Source organism: Fontibacter flavus (genome assembly GCF_042432905.1).
Taxonomy (GTDB): Bacteria; Bacteroidota; Bacteroidia; order Cytophagales; family Cyclobacteriaceae; genus Fontibacter; species Fontibacter flavus.
On record NZ_JBHLWI010000053.1, the window covers coordinates 21,340 to 42,286 of the forward strand.

Consider the following 20,947-nt stretch of genomic DNA (forward strand, 5'->3'; position numbering starts at 1 on the left):
AAACAGGTTTAAATACCTTTTGAAAAATTTTAAGCAATTAAGATTTGTCATATTTATCTTACAATGACCATTCCTAAAATCAATACCACTTCTCTTTTCGGTACATTTTTTTCTTGGCCACCCTCTCCCGGTTGGACATTATCAAAAAGTCCCCTTCCTGCAGCCTGACCCTGTATCCCAATAAATGGAAAAAGGGTTTGGCCTGAAATATGGCTGTTTTAAGGTTGACTTTTAGGACCATTTTATCCTTCTCATCCCAACTCACTCCGGGAAGAAAAGTCAGCAGGCTATCGATTTTCAATTTTCTCAAAAAAGCTGAAAGCTTCAGGGCAAAGTAAGGAATCCTGTGGATGATAAAGAATCCATCACTCCCCTGACTTTGGTATAAAGGCATAAAAATGCGCCCGCTGTAGGGTGATTTAACTATTTGATCATTGTGGATGGCCAGGTCCATTCCTTTACGGATTACCTGGAAACTCTCAAAACCCACATGCATTTTGAATCTGTCCCATTGACCGATCTTATGGAGATAAACGATTTCAAAAACCTTATGCAATGCTCCTGAACTTTGGTTCAGTTCATCATAATTCTGAACAAGGTTCGGAAAGTTTCTCTTTTTAATACTGCCGGTGAAATTCAATGTCAGATAAATAAAAGCCTCGGTATGACTTACTGACCTTTCATCCTGATGCTGTCCGGCTTCAAAACCAATAGCTACATACCCCTTTTGATTGATGTAGCTGAGCATAGGCCCATCCAGGTATTCCTCTATTCCAAGAACGATGGGAACAGGAAATTGCATGGCAAACTTCCTATTGATCAGGGCATCATTAATGGTAATAAATGGATAGGATTTGCTGGAAGTAGTGTGGAAATCGATGAAATAAACAGGCCCATTACAATCTTTCAGGATTTGTTGAATGAGGTTCAATAAATCCTGCATTTCCTTTTCTTCATCGAGCAATGTGGGCTTTCTCTCCAATTGCCCAATCCTTTCTTTCGTCCATATCCGGTTCAGGTCTTCATCTACATACCTTTTATTTTTTTGGAGAGCTTTCAGATTTCCAATGATCCCGTACACTGTACCGGAGAGTTGATTACTTTCCAACATTGGCAAGGTCTTTTCTAACGCGGTAATTCCAGCATTTTCATTTCCATGTATTCCTGCAAAAAACAATACAGTGGAACCATTTTGCTTTCCCTTGACTTTTGCGATAACCCTGTTTCTCAAAACTTCACCATTAAAATCTGAAGCAATATCGATCATGACTTTTAAATATCTTTTGTCGTGACAATCCCCACCAACTTATTTCCCTTAACCACTGGCAAAGAACTGATCTGATGTTCTGCCATTAATTGTCTCGCTTCATCCACTGTTTTATCCTGGGTAATTGTGATCAGTTCCATCTTCATAATTCTCCCCACACATATTTGGACCTCGTCCGGAATTTTGAAAAACCTTTCTACATCTGACCAAGATAATAAGCCAACGAGCTCCTTATCACCTCTGATAACCGGTATGTGGTGGATATTTTTCCATTGCATCATCTGAACTACAAGTTCTACGGAGTCATTTTCTTCCACAGAAAAAATGTCTGTATTCATCACATGCATCACCCGCTTTGTGATACCGAAGGTGGTCATCGCATCGGGTTCAAGTAAGTCCCACTCTCCTACAGGTTTTCCTTTCTCCTGATTGAGGAATAAATGGGCTGTTAACACCTGATGGGCTTCATTTTTCTTCTTGCTCTTCAAAAGATTACGATAACTTCCTATTATCCAATCAGCTCCTGTCTTGCCTTTCATTCTATTTTCAATAATCGATATATACCGGTCTATTTCCTCCGCTGGAATATTCAACCTATTCAGGCCGATTCTTGCCATAGGGATAAGGATACCCAAGATCAACTCTTGACTTGATATCAGCTTATTATCCCAAACAAACTGGGTAGCCAGGCCATATCGGGCAGCTTTGAAAAAATTTGCTTTGATATCTTTAAAGTCCATTTTTTGATGGATATCATGATACTCTTCCTTTCTTCCCTTCATCAATCCAACCCAAAAAGCCATATTGGCAATTTGGTCAATTACCGTTGGCCCGGCGGGGACATATCGGTTTTCAATCCTCAAATGTGGTTTTCCACTACCTACCCCATAGCATGCACGATTCCATCTGTAAACTGTACCGTTATGTAGACATAAAGCTCTTAATTTTGGAATAACACCATCCTTTAACATCGCAACACTATCCTGATCAAAATCAGAAGTCAGTAAACTCCTAAACCTTGACACATTGTCTTTAAAAATTTCTGAAATACTGCCTGTTTGCCAATGATCTTCAAAGCCAACTCTCGGTTGACTTTCATTCAATAAATAGGAATTGGTTCGTATGTCCACACTTTGTGTGAAAAGGGCTATCCTGGTTTCACTCCACAACTCCTTTCCAAAAAGCAAAGGAGAATTACAACATACCGCTAAGACTGGACCAGATATCGCCTGAGCCCAATTGAACATATCCATAAATTCATCAGGATCAACCTGCAGATGCATTTGCCAGCTGGTATTACAGCTTTCCAACATTACCGAATCATGGAGTAGGTTAAGTTCATCCACACCTTTGATATGAAAACTGAAATCCTGTCCCCTGTATTCTTTTGCAGCCTCATTTAAGACATAATACCTTGGAACATTTGTCATATTTTCCATGGTAATATGGGCATGGTTTAAGGTGGGCAAAATACCGGTTATAATGATTTTTGAGCTATTCTCTTGCGCCACTTGCTGGGCTTTTTGAAGAAGACCGTTCAATTGGGTCTGCATTTGGGAAAAACAATCCCCTTTCAATTCCAAAGGATCAAGATTGATTTCCAGGTTAAAATTGCCAATTTCTGTAGTGAAATGAGGGTCATTGATTTTATTTAAAAGTTCAAGCGCATTGTTATTAGGTAAAAAATCATCTTTTACAATAAAGAATTCCTGCTCTGCTCCTATCCTTGTTGGTGATCTTTCAATCAAGTTCTCGGATACCATTATATCCAAAGCCTCGAGATCCCTGTTTAAATGATGGAAATAATTAGCCCTTTCCTTTTTTCCTGAAAGTTTTTTGACTTGAATACACCCCATAACAATCCTTTTAAAAGTTTTGATATGGGAAAATAGTGATAATCAATCCATTAAAATATGACGGGTGTCATCAATCAATCTAATTATTACCGGTTTAAAAACTCTGGTTCTGAATTAGTCATAGACTTCCAACATCAGAACAGTTTCATTCTTAATTCCTAATTTCTAATTCTAAATTCATCACTCTACATTTAAATCCTCGCCTGATACATGTACAACTGATAATACCTGCCCTGTTTTTCAATCAACTCTTCATGTCTTCCCTGCTCTACAATCTCTCCTTGCTCAATAACCAAAATCTGATCTGCCTGTCTGATGGTGCTCAATCTATGGGCAATGACAAAAGTAGTCCTGCCTTTCATCAATTCTTTTAAACTTGCCTGAATCAAAGCTTCACTTTCTGTATCCAAATTGGAAGTCGCTTCATCCAAGATCAAGATTCTTGGATCTGCTAAAATAGCACGGGCTATGGCTATACGCTGCCTTTGTCCACCGGATAATTTCACGCCTCTTTCTCCTATCACGGTATCCAGCCCATCTTCAAAGCGATCTGTAAATTCCTGAACATGAGCTGCCCTTACTGCTTTCATCAGTCTCTCTTCTGAAGCATCAGGTCTTGGAAAAAGAATGTTTTCTCTTATGGTACCCTCAAACAAAAAGTCATCTTGTAAGACAACTCCCAATTGTGATCTTAAACTATCCAGGGTAATCTGTTGCATATTCACCCCGTCAACTGTGATGATTCCCGAATCAGGATTTAAAAATGAAGCAGCCAATCCAGCAATGGTGGTCTTCCCTGAGCCAGAAGTTCCTACCAAAGCAGTAACTGACCCTTCTGGGGCGTGAAAACTGATGCCTTTCAAGACTTCTTTTCCTTCTTCATAAGCAAAGGAAACATCCTGAAAAGCTATATTTCCTTTTATATTGGGCAAAGTCAGGGTTCTTGATTTGACATCACTTTCCAAGGGCATATTCATGATTTCCTCTGTCCTATCCAATCCTGCAAAAGCTTCTGTAAACTGACTTCCAATATTGCTCATCTGCACGATTGGTGCAATCATGAAGCCCAAATACAAGGTAAATGCCAGAAAATCCCCAAAGGTCATCTGACTTTCCATGATCATATAACCACCGATCCCCATAATACCTGCAGAGGCCAAACCTAACAAGAAAGTAGCCGAAGAGGTCACAAAACTTGTTGCCGTCAAGCTTGCTTTGACGTTCAAAAACAACCTATCAACCCCATTTTCAAAAGTCTTGATCTCCTGTTCTTCCGCATTAAAACCTTTTATTACCCTAATGCCACCAAGCGTCTCTGTCAATCTTCCCGTTACTTCTGCATTGATCTTGCCCCTTTCCCTGAAAATTGGCCTAATTTTTCCAAATGCCTTCAAAGAGATCAATCCAAAGATGATTACTGGAACAAGGACGTATACTGTCATCAAGGGACTGATATAAATCAATAAAGCCAATGAAATTACGGCGGTCAAAATTCCACCTACCATTTGGGCAAATCCCGTACCCACCAGATTTCTTACACCTTCCACATCAGTCATGATTCTGGAAACAAGCTCCCCTGTTTTGGTATTGTCAAAATATCGGATGGGTAATTGGATAATATGTCTTTGCACCTTAACCCTGAGTTTGGCGATCAAATGCTGGGCTTCCACACTTAGTATCTGTGTCAGGGCATAGGATGTAGTGGATTGAATGGCTATAGCGCCTATTACAATGATGACCAGCCATTTGAGCATATTGATATCATTCGAAGGTATGACATCATCGATAAGGTATTTACTTGCTCCAGGTAGTACCAAACCTGACAATCTGGAAATGATGATCAAAAAGAGGCCTAAAAATAAATGCCTTCTTCTTGGCCAAATAATGGTTTTGAAAACATGGGACATGGTTACCCTGTTTTCAGGATTCTTAGTTTTTGACATGGTCTGGGAAAATAATTTTAATAACAGAACATAAGAACAATAAAGTTCGAATTTCCTGATAAATGATTACTTATACCCCGCAAAAGTGAGCAATATTTTTAATCTCTTAATGCTAAAACCTATATTTGCACCTTGCAAAAAATCAAAAGGTATTTATGGAGAATTTTATAGATGAACTGCGCTGGAGAGGAATGCTTCAGGATATGACACCTGAAATTGAAGAACACCTTAAAAAAGGAATGGCTTCAGCTTATTTAGGTTTCGATCCCACTGCAGATTCATTGCATATAGGTCACTTGGTGGGTGTGATGACTTTATTGCACTTCCAAAGAGCAGGACATAAGCCCTATGCTTTAGTAGGTGGTGCTACTGGAATGATTGGTGATCCAAGTTTTAAATCAGCGGAAAGAAACTTATTGGACAAAGAAACGCTTGATCACAATGTTGAATGCCTGAAAAAGCAATTATCCCGATTTTTGAACTTTAGTCAAGGATCTGAAAATAAGGCTGAATTGGTCAATAATTACGATTGGATGTCCACCTTTTCATTCCTGGATTTTATCAGGGATGTGGGTAAATATATCACTGTCAATTATATGATGGCCAAGGATTCTGTGAAAAGGAGACTGGAAGAAGGAAATGGATTGTCATTCACAGAATTTACTTATCAATTGATTCAGGGATATGATTTCTATCATTTATGGAAAAACCATAATGTATCTATCCAATTGGGCGGTTCTGATCAATGGGGTAATATCGTCACGGGAACTGAACTGATCAGAAAAATGGAAGGTGGTTCAGCCTATGCCTTGACTGTTCCTTTGATTACCAAGGCGGATGGTTCCAAATTCGGAAAAACCGAAAGCGGTTCTGTTTGGCTAGACCCTGAAAAAACTTCACCATATGCTTTCTATCAATTTTGGTTGAATGTTTCCGATCAGGATGCTTCCAAATACATCAGAATATTTACTGTACTGGATCAGAAAACCATTGAGGGACTGGAAAAAGAACATGCAGAAACCCCCCATTTAAGAATTCTCCAAAAAGAAATTGCCAAACAGGTGACGATTATGGTACATGGAGAACAGGAATATGAAATGGCAATTAAAGCCTCTGAGATTCTGTTTGGAAAATCTTCTACAGAAGATCTGACTACCTTAAATGAAAGAACATTCCTTCAGGTTTTTGAGGGTGTTCCCCAGACTGAAATTTCAAAAGAAGAATTTGCTGGAACAGCCAATGTCGTGGAGCTGTTATCCGAAAAATCAAATGGTGTTATTTTTGCCTCTAAAGGTGAAGCTCGTAAAATGATCCAGGGTGGTGGTGTATCTATCAATAGAGGTAAAATCAATGATCCTAATGAACCTGTGAATTACCCCTTACTCCAAGGTAAATACTTGCTTATACAAAAAGGGAAAAAACAGTATTTCATCATTTCAGTAAAATAATCAAGCAAAAAGCTGCTCTTCATTAATCTTCTAACTAACGAAATCCTATAATGGTTTTAGTTGTCAAAGATTTCGAATAGAGCAGCTTTTACTTTTTGTAGGAATAAGTCTTCAATTCTTTTATCAGTGTTAAATTAAAATGAAGGCTGTTTAGGCCAGTTTCTAAAACATTTTTATAGCCTTTCTGTCAATATTTTACCCTTTTAACGAAAAATTTTTGCTGCATTTTTGACCAACGTTTAATATATTTGAACTACAGTCAAACATAAAATATGGCAAGTTCAGCAAGGGAGAAAAAAAGTAAATTGATTCTTGATGTAGCGATCAAGCTTTTTACTAGTAAGGGATATATGGCTACTACCATGGATGAGGTAGCCAAAACAGCAAATATAAGTAAAGGGCTCACTTATTTTTATTTTAAAAACAAAGAGGACCTATACATGGCTGTAACCAAAAAGGCTTTTGATGAGCTCAAAGGTGTTTTCAGAGATATTTTCAAACAAAAAGGTAGAACTGGGCTCCAAATGCTCACGGATTTGGCCTCAGGGTATATTACTTTTACAAAAGCCAATCGTATGTATAACGAAGCTATCCTCAATTTTATGGGGATAATGCAATTGTATAACAACGAGTTGACCAGAAATCAGATTCATCATTTGATATTGGAAAGCGAACATTTTCAAAAATTATTGGACATTCAACATGATTGTGGCAGAATAGGGATTCAAATGGTATCCCATGGAGTTAAAGACGGCAGTATTCGGCCTGAATTGCAGCCTGAAGTTACTTTTTACACGATTTGGGCGATGATCATCGGATATGAAAGGTTAACCGGACCTGTAGGGTTTGACGAAAAAGAAATCAAAATCCACTTAGACAACTGGAAACCAGGATTTATCAAATTGATGCAGGACATGTTGAAAGGAACCATTCAAGCTCAAAAACCACAAGTGGTTCAGGCTTCTTTGTTTTAAAGATTCCACATGGCGGTTGTAGCAATTTGCCGCAACCGCCATGCGGAAATCATACTTTTTGTTTATAAGCGTGTATCAACTGTAATATTCACCCTTCCTACCAATGACAGATTATAGAAACTTTTATCCTGAGGCGGGATGGTTCTCTTGTAGCAAAAGAGATACTTCTCCAAATCGGAATATTGACATAGAAAGCATAACTGCGCGGCACCAAGCCATTATTTTTTAATTCAGGCAGTTGGTCCTAGGATTACTATGTGTTCTCCTATTTTCTATTCCGAATTCGGGACAAGTTGTGGTTAAAAATATATATCTGCGACAAGTTGTCCCTCAGTGGCGCATCATGATGGTGCTTCAATAGCTGTCATTTCCTTTACTGTACGTTTTCCTATGAGTTAAAAACTCAGGATAATATTCAGGAAATCAGGATAATTTTTCCATTACGGCCCTCTTTTTCATAAGCAGCCAAAGCTTCTTTAAATTGCTCCATAGGAAAAGAAGCTTCCACGTCAACCTTTACTTTTTGGGAAAGTAAATAAGCAAAAACCGTTTTGAATGCCTTGCCTGTTGCTTCAGGGCTTAGACTGTTCATCCATGTGGTCAACCAAAATCCTTCAACTTTCAGATTTTTGAATATCAATAAACCAGAATTCAAAGGGATATTTTCCAAACTAAGCAATCCAAAAACCATCATTTTACCACCCGCTTTTAAGCTGGCTAAAGCTCTTGCCCCTAGGACTCCTCCAACCGCATCAAATACAACATTTACCCCTTCCCCGGTTTTTTCCATGATTACTTTTTGAAGTTTTTCCTTATCTGTATTGATCACCAAATCTGCCCCCAATTGAGTCAATAGGGATTTCTGTTCTTCTCTTCTCACTGTACAGGCAACTTTGATTCCTTTCTGCTTGGCCATCTGGATTACCTGCTTTCCATAAGCAGAAGCACCTGCTGTGACCAACAACCAATCACCTTCCTGTAAACCACTGCTTTCCAACATCCCATAGGCAGTAAGTGGATTGACAAAAGCTTGACAAGCTACCTCATCTGTCATTCCAGAAGGACTTGGAATTACCAAATGAGCTGGGACACAAACATATTCTTTCCAAGTACCGATTGCTGTAAAAATCACCTTTGTGCCAACAGGAATACTATTCTTTTCATCTGACTTTTCCACAATTCCTGCTGCTTCAAAACCAGCGCTACTTGGTAATTTGGGCGTAATGCCGTACATACCTCTGATAAACATGATATCTGAAGGGTTGATATTTCTAGCCGTGACCCTGATCAAGATTTCATGAGGTTTTGGCTGAGGCATAGGTGCCTCTTCTAATTTTAGCACTTCTTCCGGTAAACCGGTTTCATAAAAAACTACTTGTTTCATATACTTTAAAGATTGCATTTAAATCATAAATAGTCCTTGAAGGTAAAAAAAAATACTCGGTATGCATAATATTTTTCATCCAAGACAGAGGAAGGCTACCTATAATTTTTTATCTTGTACCAACACTCAACAAGGATTAAACAAATGGATCTATCATCATTATTTTCACTTATGAACAAAGTAGCCCTAATCACTGGGGCTAGTAAAGGAATTGGATACAGTATTGCGGAGATTTTTGCTGCAGCAGGTGCAAAAGTGGTCATCAGTAGCCGTAAGCAGGAGGCATTGGATGAAATGGCAGGCAAGTTAAGACAGAGAGGTTATGATGTAACCGGTATAGCCTGTAATGTTGGCAATATGAATGAGTTGGATGACTTGGTAAAAAAAACAGTCGAATTATATGGTCAAATTGATGTTCTGGTCAACAATGCCGCTACCAATCCGGTATTTGGTCCTGTTCATGAAACCAGTATCGAAGCTTATGATAAAATCATGGATGTCAATGTTAAAGCACCTTTTCATCTGATGAAACTTTGCTTTCCATATTTAAGGGCATCATCCAATGCCTCCGTCATTAATATAAGTTCAATTGGGGGTATTTCACCGGAACAGGGATTAGGCATTTATTCTGTTTCCAAAGCTGCTTTAATATCCATGACAAAAGTTTTTGCTAAAGAATGGGGGGATCATAAAATAAGGGTAAATGCCATCTGCCCAGGTCTGATCAAGACTAAATTTTCTGAAGCTTTATGGAGTAATGACAAGATCATGAACCATCTCATGAAAAATCTGCCCATCAAACGGGTCGGAACTAGCGAAGAAATAGGTGCCGCAGCGCTGTTTTTGGCTTCCACTGCTTCTTCTTATACCACAGGTGAAGTCCTGAAAGCTGATGGTGGTTTTACAATTTAAATTTAAAGTTTGATGGAATTAAATCTTCAAGGAAAGGCCAACGTACAAGCATTGCTTTTGCAATATGAGAACTTTGTCAGGGATTATCTATTCCCTATTGAACAAGATGCAATTTATGGTTCATTTAAAAATGCCTTACCTAAACTTAAAGCCCTTCGAAGTAAAGCAAAGGAGATGGGGTTATTTGCTCCGCATCTTTCTAAAGAAGATGGAGGACTGGGCCTTAGTCTATCTGAATTTGGTCGAATTTCAGAAGTCTTGGGCAAAAGTCCGTTAGGACATTATGTTTTTAACTGTCAGGCTCCAGATATAGGTAATATGGAATTGATGCATCAGTTTGCCAGCAAAGAACTTAAGGACAAATATCTCAAACCGCTACAGCAAGGTGAAATTAGAAGTTGCTTCGCGATGACCGAACCTCAACATGCGGGTAGCAATCCGGTACAACTTTCTACTACGGCTGTAAAGGTAGGAGATGAATACATTATCAATGGACACAAATGGTTTACCTCCTCTGCTGATGGTGCTGCCTTCACGATTGTCATGGCTGTCACTGATCCTGAAAATCCAAATCCTTACCAAAGAGCCAGTATGATCCTTGTACCATTAGATAATCCCGGTTACCAATTAGTCAGGAATATTCCGATTATGGGCGATGTCGGTGAAGATTATTTTTCTCATGGAGAGGTTAAGTTTACAGATTGCAGGGTTCCAGCCAGTAACCTTATAGGTCAGGAGGGTTGGGGTTTTGCTCTCGCCCAAGAAAGACTTGGACCTGGAAGAATTCACCATTGCATGCGCTGGATCGGAATATGTGAAAGGGCAATAGAACTGATGTGCAAAAGAGCACTTAGCAGGGAACTTGATCCAGGCAATCCATTAGCGGCTCAGCAAAGTGTTCAAAATTGGATTGCTGAATCCGTGGCAAGTGTCAAAGCATCCCGCTTGATGGTTTTGGCTACTGCAGAAAAAATAGATCAGGAAGGCGCAAAAGCAGCAAAAGAGGATATTTCGACCATTAAATTTTTTGTTTCTGATGTGCTTATGAAAACACTGGATAAGGCCATACAGATTCATGGTGCATTGGGTATTACAGACGATACCATTCTTTCTTTTTATTACCGGCATGAAAGAGGTGCCAGGATTTATGATGGGCCGGATGAAGTCCATAAAACAGTTTTAGCCAAAAGAATCCTCAAACAATACGCTGCCTCATGATCAACAAAGCTCCTAAAGGTGTAGACGGTATTTTTCCATATCTCGAATCTGAATTGAATCTTGACCCAAATTCAACAGTCATTACCCAATTCATGGGAGGGTATTCTAACCTAACGTACCTGATCAGCTCACCTGAGGGTGAATTTGTATTGAGAAGGCCACCCTTAGGTCTGAAAATCAACAAGGCTCATGATATGGTGAGGGAATTCAGCGTCTTACAGGCCCTTCAAAAAGCCGGATATGAGAAAATTCCCAAACCCATTCTTTGCTGTGAAGAAGATGCGATCATTGGTGCCCCATTTTTCATTATGCAAAAAGTCAATGGTCTGATCCTGAGAAACAAAATTCCGGAAGGGATGGAACTAAGTTCGGATTTCTTTGCTAAATTAAGCAGGAATACGGTGGATGGTCTTTTGGCCTTGCATCAACTTGAACTGAAAGATTCTGGATTGTTGGAGTTGGGAAAACCTGAAGGTTATGTAACAAGACAGGTTTTAGGCTGGTCAGAGCGGTATTTTAACGCCAAAACCGATGAGCTAAAGGAAATGGCAGCTGTATCAGACTGGCTGAAAGCCAACATACCTCAAAGAGAACAAATAGGCTTTATCCATAATGATTATAAGTACGATAATCTGGTATTAGACGGGCCGGATAATCCTGAAATCAAGGCTGTACTGGACTGGGAAATGGCCACGGTAGGCGATCCTCTGATGGATTTGGGTACAAGCTTGGCCTATTGGGCAGAGGAAGGCGATCCGGACATTTTGAAAATGTTCAATCTTACCTACCCCAAAGGCAATTTTAGCCGGGAAGAAGTGATAGACTATTATTCAAAGAACAGCAGGTTGGACCTTTCCAATATGTTGTTTTATTATGTTTTCGGAGTTTTTAAGGTGGGTGTGATTGCCCAACAGATTTATAAAAGACATACATTAGGTTTTGCTCAGGATCCAAGATTTGCCGGATTGATCCATGTGGTCAAAGCCTGTGGTAAAACAGCCTTTAAAAGTATCCAAACCCATAAAATTTGAACTGATGAAAATTAAAAAAGTCTGTATTTTAGGAGCAGGCACCCTAGGGACCCGCGTGGCCCTACAGGCTGCCCTTTCTGGTTATCAGGTTTCCATATTCGACATTTACCCCAAGGCATTGGAGAATTCCAAAAAACTGATGCAGAGAATTGTTAAGCAACTGGCTGATAATTCCGGATTGGAGGATATAGCGGGCATGCATGCAATATCTACAATTACCTTCACAGACAATCCTAATGTAGCCATCCGGGAAGCCGACCTGATCAATGAAAGTGTCACAGAAGATGTGGAAATCAAAAATTCAGTCTGGGAACAATTTGGCCAAATTTCACCTGAAAAGACCATTTTCACTACCAACACTTCCTATCTATTGCCCTCTATGTTTGCTGAAATATCGGGTAGGCCTGGAAAATTCTGTGCATTACATTTCCATGATGTTTTTTACTCCAAAGTAGTGGATATTATGCCTCATCCCGGAACTGACCCTTCCTTAATCCCTACCCTGATGGAATTTGGGAGAAGTCTGGAACAGGTACCGGTTCTGGTCAAAAAAGAAAATCCTGGCTACCTTTTCAACAGTATGTTGTTGGCCTTTATCGGCGCCGCAGGTAAACTCTTGACAGGAGGAGTGGGAACTTTAGAGGATATTGATAAATCCTGGATGGTTAACTTCCATATGCCAATGGGACCTTTCGGGATCTTAGACTCTATTGGTTTGGATACTGCATGGCATGTCACCCATACCCTTCCTGATAAAGGTTCTCAGGCATTTGCAGCATTATTAAAGCAATATGTGGATGCAGGCAAACTTGGCGAAAAATCCGGTGAAGGATTTTACAAATATCCCAATCCTGCTTATAGACATGAAGGTTTTTTGATCTAGAACACAAGTCAAATGCCAAATTGGCCAATCAGATATGGGCTATTATCCAAATAGTTTAATTCATTATTTTGGATAATAGCCTCTTCAAGTAATTATATGGAAGTCATTCGTATTTTTACATGCATATTTGGAGAATATAACAATTTCTCTTTTTCATTTTTGAACTTTATTTGCAGATACTTTATTCATAATATGTTTTTCTCCCAATGCCCAAGAGATTCAGGATGATTCTGTAATTAAACAAATCATGCTATCAGGTGGTTAATTTTTGGTTTATAACGAAAATAGATTACTTTCGAGTACTTCACCCACCCATCACCTTCATCAATATGCATAAACCCTTTTTTATAGTTTTTCTCCTTTCTGTTCTCCTCCCAGGCAATACAAAATCTCAAATACTTAAAAATTCCTATCCACAAAGTATTTATCCGTATTCCGAAATTGTGGATCTCCAACAGGAAAGGCTCTCTTTTATGGAATTTCTTGATCAGGAATCTTCGTTTGAATTTTCTAAGTTAGATACTGAAAATACCAATTTGGGATTCACTGAAAACAATTATTGGGTTAGGTTTAGCCTAATCAATCAGGAAAACCAGTCCAAATTAATTTATTTAGAAACTGGAAGGCCAATTACAGATGTAGTGAACCTTTATCAGGTATCTTCAGATGGAGAGGTAGTCCAATTGAATAATGGGGATTTGATTCCTATTGAAGAACGTGCTTTTAACCACAGGAAAATTATTTTCCCTATTACTTTAGAAGCCAATAAGTCCTACCGATTTTATGTCAATTATCAAAGTGACGGAGAGGTTATCAACTTGCCCCTTCGGATCCATGATTCAGCCTCCCTCATACAAGAAGCGTACTTTGATCAATTGATTTTCGGTGTATTCTATGGAATTCTTTTATTGGCAGGTGTTACTTACCTCTTCTTCTATTTTGGGATCAAGCAAAAAAGCTTCCTTCTTTACGTTTTGTACGTATTCTCGGTCGCATTACTGCATTTTTCTTTGGATGGCTTTTATCATCAATACTTGACTCCCGAAATAACATGGTTTAGCAAAAGGGCCGTTTTATTATTCGCTGCATTTTCGGCTTTTGCTTTTGGACGATATGTGCAGATTTATGTGGAATTGAAATCATTTAGTCCAGCCTTAAATAAGCTTTTCAATATCAATTTATTGGCCATGTTGGGATTGATTGCCATGGTATTTATTTGGCAAAATGGTCTTCCCTATTATTATCCTGCAGTCAATGCCATTGCATTGCTCTTAATTATCCTATCCATTGCTTCAGTGGTGGGCAGTTATATCAAAAAGCACCCCGTTGATATTTTCTTTTCATTGGGTATTTTCAGTTTAACAGTAGGATTCATCATCTTCATCCTTAATAATTTCAGCTTAATACCCAACTCCTTTCTAACAGAAAATATCACCAAGTTATCTACAGGACTTGAAATTATCTTCCTTTCTCTTTCCATGTCCAATAGAATTAGGCTTCTGAAATCTGAAAAGGAAAAAATCCAGGAAATTGCATTGATCCAATCAGAGGAATCCAATCAGATCAAATCCTTTTTCCTATCGAATATTAGCCATGAACTGAGAACACCATTAAATGCTATCATTGGGCTCTCCAAATCCATACAGGATGAAATCAAAGATGAAAAAACCAAGAACAATCTTGAAGTCATCCAATATTCTTCCCTGGGTTTACTCAGTGCCATTGACGATATTCTTGATTATTCAAAAATTGAAAAAAAGGAGTTGCAATTAGAAGCAAAACCTTTTGATCTTAGAAAACTTGTACAACAAGTGAGGTATATCAACGAACAACAGGCAACCGACAAAAAGCTTAAATTTATCTATGAAGAAATCAATCCTTTGCCTGCAGTTGTAATTGGAGATCTCAACAGAACAAGACAAATTATTCAAAATCTTCTCAATAATGCCATAAAATTCACCCATGAAGGTGAAGTGAAATTAAGCATAGAATCAGAAACCAAATCTACTTCCCAAGTCAATCTAAAAATTATCATTACTGATACCGGAGTTGGCATTCAAAAAGAAAAAATGGAAAGGATTTTTGAATCCTTTATTCAGGAACAAATAGATGATAAAAGGAAATTTGGCGGTTTTGGACTTGGTTTATGCATTGTCAAAGCCCTGGTAGACCAATATGGTGGGAATTTGCATATTGATTCAGAGCAAGGTAAAGGTACTGCCGTGATTGTATCCCTGGACATGAATTTGCCAAAGGAAACCGATAAAAATCAGTGGCAATCCAATCTGAATAATGAATTTGATCTCAAAGTCAAAAACATCCTAGTGGTTGAAGATAATCCCGTCAACCAAATGGTGATGAAATCAATCCTGAAAAAATGGGAAAACACGACGTTTGACACTGCTTTTAATGGGATCGAGGCACTGGAAAAATTAAAGATCAACAAGTTTGACTTGATCCTAATGGACCTTCAAATGCCTGACATGGATGGATATGAGGCAACATTAGCGATCAGGGAAGGGCAATGTGGTGAAGAAAACAGAAATATTCCAATTATAGCAGTCACTGCAGATGCAACCGATAAAGCCAAAAACAAGGTATATCAGGTAGGTATGGATGATTATCTCACTAAACCGGTTGATAAAGATTTACTTTTTGAAAAGGTGAAAAACTCCTTATGGCTCAAAGAAATTGATATATCGAAGGCCATTTGATAGTAACTATAACCTCACTCATATAAAATGAGATTGGATCTCGAAAAGGCATTTGAAAAATGGTCTTTGAGCTTCCAATCCTGCTTTATTGCAATGTCATCAAAATTTAGACTGAAGTTTATATAAGAAGAAGCTTGATAAAAAAACAGTCGATTTCCTTCATTTATAGGATATCGACTGCTGTAATTTCAAAACTGATAACTTGGATTATACTTTCTTAGGAGGCAAATCAAAAGCCTGCGCATCATGGTCTAAATGACCTCTATGTGAACCATCACAGAAAGGTTTGTTTTTTGATTGACCACAACGACAGAGGCTCACCAAAGTTCTCCCCTGAAGGCCATAAACATTGCCCTGTGCATCTACAATTTCGAAGTCCCCTTCAACTTTCAAAGACCCATTTGAATTTACCGTTATTTTAGTTGTTGCCATATTTTTTATCGGTTTTGTTTATTTGAATGCAGCGAACATACACAAAAAATAGCGATAAAATTTAAAAATCCTCCAATTGGATTATTGAACTGGGATTCCCGGATTAATGATTTTTCTATCACCGAAACTTCATTTTCTAATCTGTTTAATTTTTCAAAGTATTGAGTTGAATACTCACTGTTTATCTTTCACGCGTTTGAAAACGCGTGACAACAGCACATGAAAACAGCAAATACCTCCTTTGCCTTAACTCTTAACCTAACTCCGTGAATCTCTGTGTCTACTCCGTGTAACTTGGTGTAACTCGGTGTAATTGAAAAAAAATTCTTTTCCATTTAAGCCCCAATCCCTTAAACCTTTAAAGCGTTTACTTTTTGCTTGGATCTTAACTCCAAAATCTTAATGAAATTCTTAATTCCCTTAACTCAATGGTTCAAATTTCTCAAAACCGATCTACGAGATCCCCCTACTCCTTACTTCAACCTACATACGATTATTCCAGACTGAGATTTAAATGCCATAAGGTAATCAGCTAAAGGCTTTTCAGACACTTCTACTTCCATTGAGCCTGTACTGGCATGCATTAAATGAATCCTACCGTTTTTTTCAACAGCAAAACCCACATGAACGACATCCAAATTCTTCATAGTGGCTGTAATGGCAATTAAATCCCCAGGTTTAATTTTGGGTTCTATTCTGCCAATTTCCTCTTTTGGAATATAATGATACTTTCTACTTTGAATTGCCTTTTCTGTTGCCTTTAGCTCCTCAATAAATTCTGGATTACTTAATTGAGCATAAAACTTTGGATTGGAAGACATAAAAGAAGGCTTATTATCATACACCTGACCTCCGATTTCCTGTGTAATGTCTTTTAAAATTCCCTTTTGTTGATTTTCATAAATCCAATCAGAAAAATAATGTAAACGGGAAGGATATCCCGTATTCTCACCATCACGATATCTCAAATGCTCCAACCCTGCTTCAAAATTTTCAAAGCTTAAATCGCCCTGCTTAACCATTCTGCTCAAGGTCACTACTGTTTCCAGGTATGTTGTGCAATCAAGGCCTTGAAGATTGATGACCAATTTTTCATCGCCTGGAATTTCCAAAGTCTTTTCCACGTAGGATGTACCCAAAAACCATTTGCCAATTTCTACATTAAGTTCATTAAGCGACTTTTCTGTAAGATTCTTTTGTGACAACTCGGTCAACAAATTCTCTAAACGTTCCCTACTTTCTAAAGAACAGACAGTTTGCGAATTCGCAAGAAATGGAAGCAGAATTAAGTGAATAAGAAAGAATATTTTACGCATTATGTCCTTAGCGATTACTTATTAAATGGGCTGTAATTTGGATTATTTTTTCAACCCTTCAAATCTTTCACCAAAATCTATGATCCGAATGGTGTAATGAACAGTACTGTCCGGAACATAAATCTGCATGGTTTGATTACCACTTAATTTTTTGATTGGCATAGGATATTGGATAACCTTATCAATATTAAAATCAGAAATTTTGATTTCAGGATCAATGTCCTCTCCTTTTGGGAAAATGGAATTTCTATCAATAGCATCGTAACCCTTTTCACTCAAATCCAAGGGTACTATTAAGGAATTAAAACCCAATTGATAATTACCAGGTAATACAAACTTCTTCTTTTCATCAAATGATACAGGTTCACTTTGTGCATAACACCAATTTACAACCATAAAAAAGGCCATCATTAGGGTAAAAACTTTTAGTATTTGCATGTAATGGTTAGTTTTCATTTTCTTCAAAATCCGCTTCATCTTCCTCTACAAGCTTGTCCATGCTCTCTTCTGCCCAGGCAACAATCAATTCCCGCTGCGCATCACTAAGTTTAGCAGAGGAATGCATCAATGTATAAATTCCCATGGGCATGTTCCCGCTGCTGACTTCTTCAATGATATCATCCAACTTACCAAGCTGCTCCATCAAATCGTAACTGTTCCATTGAGAAAAATTCAATTCCTCCCTACCTTCCCTGATGTCTTTGGTGACCAACCAGGATGAAGGAGCAATATGCGAATACCATGGGTATTTGGATTCATTGCTATGACAATCATAGCAGGAGTTTTTTAGCAGTCCAGCCACCTCATCATTGACCATTCCTGTAAGCATAATATCACCGGGATTTTGAAGCTCAACTTCAGGTAAGTCGTTGGGAACAAACTGAATTCCTAAGAATACCAATACCAGTACACTCAGGAGGTAGTGCCACCATTTCATTCTTTTGGAGATTTTTTCTTGCCTGCACTCCAGTCCAAAAGCGTTTTCAATTCAGCTTCTGAAAGCTTACCTTCTGGTTTATTTTCCAGATACTTTGCTGGAGGCATATCTCCATTGACAAGGGCTTCATTAATTTTAGACATGGTGGCCAGTTGTTTTGCTTTTCTGGATTCTTCGAAGACATCCCAATCTAATTTTTCCTTTCCCTTATCGTTTTTTGAATCGGCATTGTGACAGCCATAACATTTTTGGTCGATCACTGTCTTAACATGGGCAGGAATCTGTTCATCAAAAACGGTAGTCTCTGTATTAACAGAATAATTGTCCTTGACAGTGGCCTGTAAAAAAAAGAAAGCAATTAGGGCCAATGCCGGAATAATAAATAGTTTTTTCATGGTGCTAGTCATTAAGGTTGAATAAGAAATTTCAACAATTTATTGGGAAAACGCAAAAAAAAGACATGATTTTGACTGGCGCTTTTTAAAACTGAAAAAGATTTAAAACTCGACAGAAAACCGCAACCAATCCTGGTCCTCAAAACAACCTATCATCCCATTCAAAGTCTTCTACCTTTTTACCGATATTTTTCTACTCATACAAGCCTTTATGTAACTTTCCCATGGCATCTGCCGGAAATTTGATCACTTTTCGATCATAGGTCATCAGGCCATTGACCTCAACTTCTACATCGGAAGTTTGGGTGTAAACTGCTGCTGCAAGGCCTTTGGGGATCAATAATTTCAAATCTCCAATCAACCTTTGGTAACGGGCCCATAATTCTTCCTCGTTTTTGAAACTTTGGTAACCCCAGTTGTCTTTTTCCTGCCAGGTATGTCCTTCTACTGGTAAACCTAAACCTCCATACTCACCCAAAACTAGAATATTGACTTTTCCAAAAAGGTCCGGAGAAGGCATTACAGGATCGGGGTAATTGTGAACATCGAAAATATCCCCGACCAATTTATTTCCTTCCAGCTCAAAGTTGCCCCCAGAAGCGGAGTTGACCAAACGACTTGGATCATAGGCCTGCGTCCAATTTGTGATTTCTTTGGTTTTAAATTGCCCCCAGGCTTCATTGAATGGCACCCATACGACAATAGAAGGAAAATGGTGAAAAGCATCCATAATGGCCTTCCATTCCTTCCTAAATATAGCCTCCGATTCAGGAGTTCTATCTCTATCCATGCCTTTTCTATAAATACCCGGCTTAGGTTCCCATATGTTCCCCATATCACCGCTTGGCATGTCCTGCCATACCAGCATCCCAAGGCGGTCACAATTATAGTACCATCTTGCAGGCTCTACTTTCACATGCTTTCGGATCATGTTGAAACCCAATTCCTGGGTTTTGAGAATGTCAAATGCTAAAGCCTCATCAGTTGGTGCTGTATACAATCCATCTGGCCACCAACCCTGATCCAATGGTCCGTATTGGAATAGTGTTTCACCATTCAATGCCATTCTCTGCATACCATTTTCGTCATAGCTGATGGCTATTTTTCTCAATGCTCCATAGGATTTGACTTCATCCACTACCCTATTTCCCATTACTAATTTGACCTCAAAATCATAAAGATGGGGATTGTCAGGAGACCATGATTTTGGATTGGGGATTTTAAGTCGGAGAGATTGACCGATAGCAGCCTCAGCCTGCCCTACCAGGTTATCTCCGTCAAATGCGTTCACAGTCACTTTAAAACCAGCTTGACTGATATTCAATTCCGGTAGGATTTCGAAAGTACTGTTATCCCAATCAGGACTTATTTTCAATCCTGCAATGTAATTTTTAGGTACAAATTCCAACCAAACAGTCTGCCAAATACCCGTTACAGGCGTATACCAGATTCCTCTTGGGTTATTGACCTGCTTGCCTCTTGGTTGAGGACCTTGGTCTGATGGATCCCAAACTCTTACACTTAATTCTTGATGTTGACCTTTGTTCAAATATTCCGAAATGTCAAAAGAAAATGGATCATAGCCACCTTGGTGCTTTCCTACAGCTTTGCCATTTACAAATACTTCAGTTTCCCAATCCACTGCTCCAAAGTGCAACAAAACCTTTCCCTTCCTTTGGGTATTGGAAATCTGAAATTGCCTTTGGTACCAAAGCTCTTTTTCAGCTCCTACCGGTTTCATCACCCCAGAAAGGTAAGATTCTACGGGATAAGGAACGATGATTTTACCCTGAAAGCCACTTGGTCTAGGGCTTCCTTTCTCCAAGATGACATAATCCCAAGAGCCATTCAAATTGTTCCAATTGTCCCTCATCATTTGAGGTCTTGGATATTCGGGATGGGGATTGACAGGATCAACTTCTTCGGCCCAAGGGCTGAGGATTGGATTGGCGTGAAGGTGTTGTGCAAAGGTTACCTGAAAATTAAAAAACAGGAAAATCAAGAAAAGAATGGCTTTGTACATAGGACAGAAGGCTTTTGGGTCTGGATTGAATTTTACTATCAATATAACCTTGCTACATGGGTTTTCCAAATATTCTACTTTGGAGAAAGTGATGGTTGGCTCCTCTGTGAATGAAAAATAAACCAATTAAATAATAGTTCCTACGCCAACAAAATAAAATAAGGATATTGAAATTATAACCATTAAAGGTAAAAGAGGAAATGCCTTTTTTACT

Annotated in this window: 17 protein-coding genes; 7 read left to right on the forward strand and 10 right to left on the reverse strand. The window is 38.6% G+C overall.

Going from position 1 to position 20,947, the window contains the following annotated elements; translation table 11 throughout:
* Positions 1 to 79: 79 nt before the first annotated feature.
* From ACFFIP_RS17175 to ACFFIP_RS17185, 3 genes are all read right to left on the reverse strand, one after another.
* Entirely contained in the window at positions 80 to 1,267 is a 1,188-nt protein-coding gene (locus ACFFIP_RS17175; protein WP_382388974.1) for a succinylglutamate desuccinylase/aspartoacylase family protein, read from the reverse strand.
* Positions 1,268 to 1,272: 5 nt separating this feature from the next.
* Complete coding sequence (locus tag ACFFIP_RS17180) at positions 1,273 to 3,123, reverse strand: glutamate-cysteine ligase family protein (protein ID WP_382388975.1); 1,851 nt, start codon at positions 3,121 to 3,123, stop codon at positions 1,273 to 1,275.
* A gap of 191 nt (positions 3,124 to 3,314) precedes the next feature.
* Positions 3,315 to 5,066, reverse strand: a complete 1,752-nt coding sequence (locus tag ACFFIP_RS17185) for an ABC transporter ATP-binding protein (RefSeq protein WP_382388977.1) — start codon at positions 5,064 to 5,066, stop codon at positions 3,315 to 3,317.
* Positions 5,067 to 5,221: 155 nt separating this feature from the next.
* On the opposite strand from ACFFIP_RS17185, the gene tyrS reads away from it, so the two are divergent.
* Together tyrS and ACFFIP_RS17195 are read left to right on the forward strand one after the other, a co-directional pair.
* Positions 5,222 to 6,514 carry a tyrosine--tRNA ligase gene (gene tyrS, locus ACFFIP_RS17190; RefSeq protein WP_382388978.1) on the forward strand — a complete coding sequence of 431 codons (1,293 nt, stop codon included), beginning with the start codon at positions 5,222 to 5,224 and terminating at the stop codon, positions 6,512 to 6,514.
* A gap of 272 nt (positions 6,515 to 6,786) precedes the next feature.
* Positions 6,787 to 7,488: a TetR/AcrR family transcriptional regulator gene (locus ACFFIP_RS17195; protein ID WP_382388979.1), complete on the forward strand. Its 702-nt coding sequence runs from the start codon at positions 6,787 to 6,789 to the stop codon at positions 7,486 to 7,488.
* 415 nt (positions 7,489 to 7,903) lie between these two features.
* Here ACFFIP_RS17195 and ACFFIP_RS17200 read toward each other — a convergent pair whose 3' ends face one another.
* Positions 7,904 to 8,872, reverse strand: a complete 969-nt coding sequence (locus ACFFIP_RS17200; protein WP_382388980.1) for a zinc-dependent alcohol dehydrogenase family protein — start codon at positions 8,870 to 8,872, stop codon at positions 7,904 to 7,906.
* Positions 8,873 to 9,016: 144 nt separating this feature from the next.
* Here ACFFIP_RS17200 and ACFFIP_RS17205 point away from each other — a divergent pair, with 144 nt between their 5' ends.
* The 5 genes from ACFFIP_RS17205 (at position 9,017) to ACFFIP_RS17225 (ending at position 15,630) form a co-directional block, all read left to right on the forward strand.
* Positions 9,017 to 9,784: an SDR family NAD(P)-dependent oxidoreductase gene (locus tag ACFFIP_RS17205; RefSeq protein WP_382388982.1), complete on the forward strand. Its 768-nt coding sequence runs from the start codon at positions 9,017 to 9,019 to the stop codon at positions 9,782 to 9,784.
* Between the two features lie 12 nt (positions 9,785 to 9,796).
* Positions 9,797 to 11,002 (forward strand): acyl-CoA dehydrogenase family protein, encoded by a 1,206-nt coding sequence (locus ACFFIP_RS17210; protein WP_382388983.1) that lies wholly within the window; start codon positions 9,797 to 9,799, stop codon positions 11,000 to 11,002.
* Complete coding sequence (locus tag ACFFIP_RS17215) at positions 10,999 to 12,033, forward strand: phosphotransferase family protein (protein WP_382388984.1); 1,035 nt, start codon at positions 10,999 to 11,001, stop codon at positions 12,031 to 12,033. Before ACFFIP_RS17210 ends, ACFFIP_RS17215 begins: the two co-directional genes overlap by 4 nt.
* Before the next feature lie 4 nt (positions 12,034 to 12,037).
* Positions 12,038 to 12,916 (forward strand): 3-hydroxyacyl-CoA dehydrogenase, encoded by an 879-nt coding sequence (locus tag ACFFIP_RS17220; protein ID WP_382388985.1) that lies wholly within the window; start codon positions 12,038 to 12,040, stop codon positions 12,914 to 12,916.
* A 329-nt stretch (positions 12,917 to 13,245) separates the two neighbouring features.
* Entirely contained in the window at positions 13,246 to 15,630 is a 2,385-nt protein-coding gene (locus ACFFIP_RS17225) for a 7TM diverse intracellular signaling domain-containing protein (protein ID WP_382388986.1), read from the forward strand.
* 207 nt (positions 15,631 to 15,837) lie between these two features.
* Here ACFFIP_RS17225 and ACFFIP_RS17230 read toward each other — a convergent pair whose 3' ends face one another.
* From ACFFIP_RS17230 to ACFFIP_RS17255, 6 genes are all read right to left on the reverse strand, one after another.
* Positions 15,838 to 16,062 carry a CDGSH iron-sulfur domain-containing protein gene (locus ACFFIP_RS17230; protein WP_382388987.1) on the reverse strand — a complete coding sequence of 75 codons (225 nt, stop codon included), beginning with the start codon at positions 16,060 to 16,062 and terminating at the stop codon, positions 15,838 to 15,840.
* A 473-nt stretch (positions 16,063 to 16,535) separates the two neighbouring features.
* The gene (locus tag ACFFIP_RS17235; RefSeq protein WP_382388988.1) at positions 16,536 to 17,378 is read right to left on the reverse strand and encodes an N-acetylmuramoyl-L-alanine amidase-like domain-containing protein; all 843 of its coding nucleotides are present in this window, start codon (positions 17,376 to 17,378) and stop codon (positions 16,536 to 16,538) included.
* A 42-nt stretch (positions 17,379 to 17,420) separates the two neighbouring features.
* Entirely contained in the window at positions 17,421 to 17,816 is a 396-nt protein-coding gene (locus ACFFIP_RS17240) for a hypothetical protein (protein ID WP_382388989.1), read from the reverse strand.
* A 7-nt stretch (positions 17,817 to 17,823) separates the two neighbouring features.
* A complete protein-coding gene (locus tag ACFFIP_RS17245; protein ID WP_382388990.1) occupies positions 17,824 to 18,315 on the reverse strand; it encodes a heme-binding domain-containing protein in 492 nt (163 codons plus the stop codon).
* A complete protein-coding gene (locus ACFFIP_RS17250) occupies positions 18,312 to 18,710 on the reverse strand; it encodes a heme-binding domain-containing protein (RefSeq protein ID WP_382388991.1) in 399 nt (132 codons plus the stop codon). The genes ACFFIP_RS17245 and ACFFIP_RS17250 overlap by 4 nt, the downstream gene beginning before the upstream one ends.
* Positions 18,711 to 18,903: 193 nt before the next feature.
* A complete protein-coding gene (locus ACFFIP_RS17255; RefSeq protein WP_382388992.1) occupies positions 18,904 to 20,733 on the reverse strand; it encodes a glycoside hydrolase family 2 protein in 1,830 nt (609 codons plus the stop codon).
* Positions 20,734 to 20,947 lie beyond the last annotated feature (214 nt).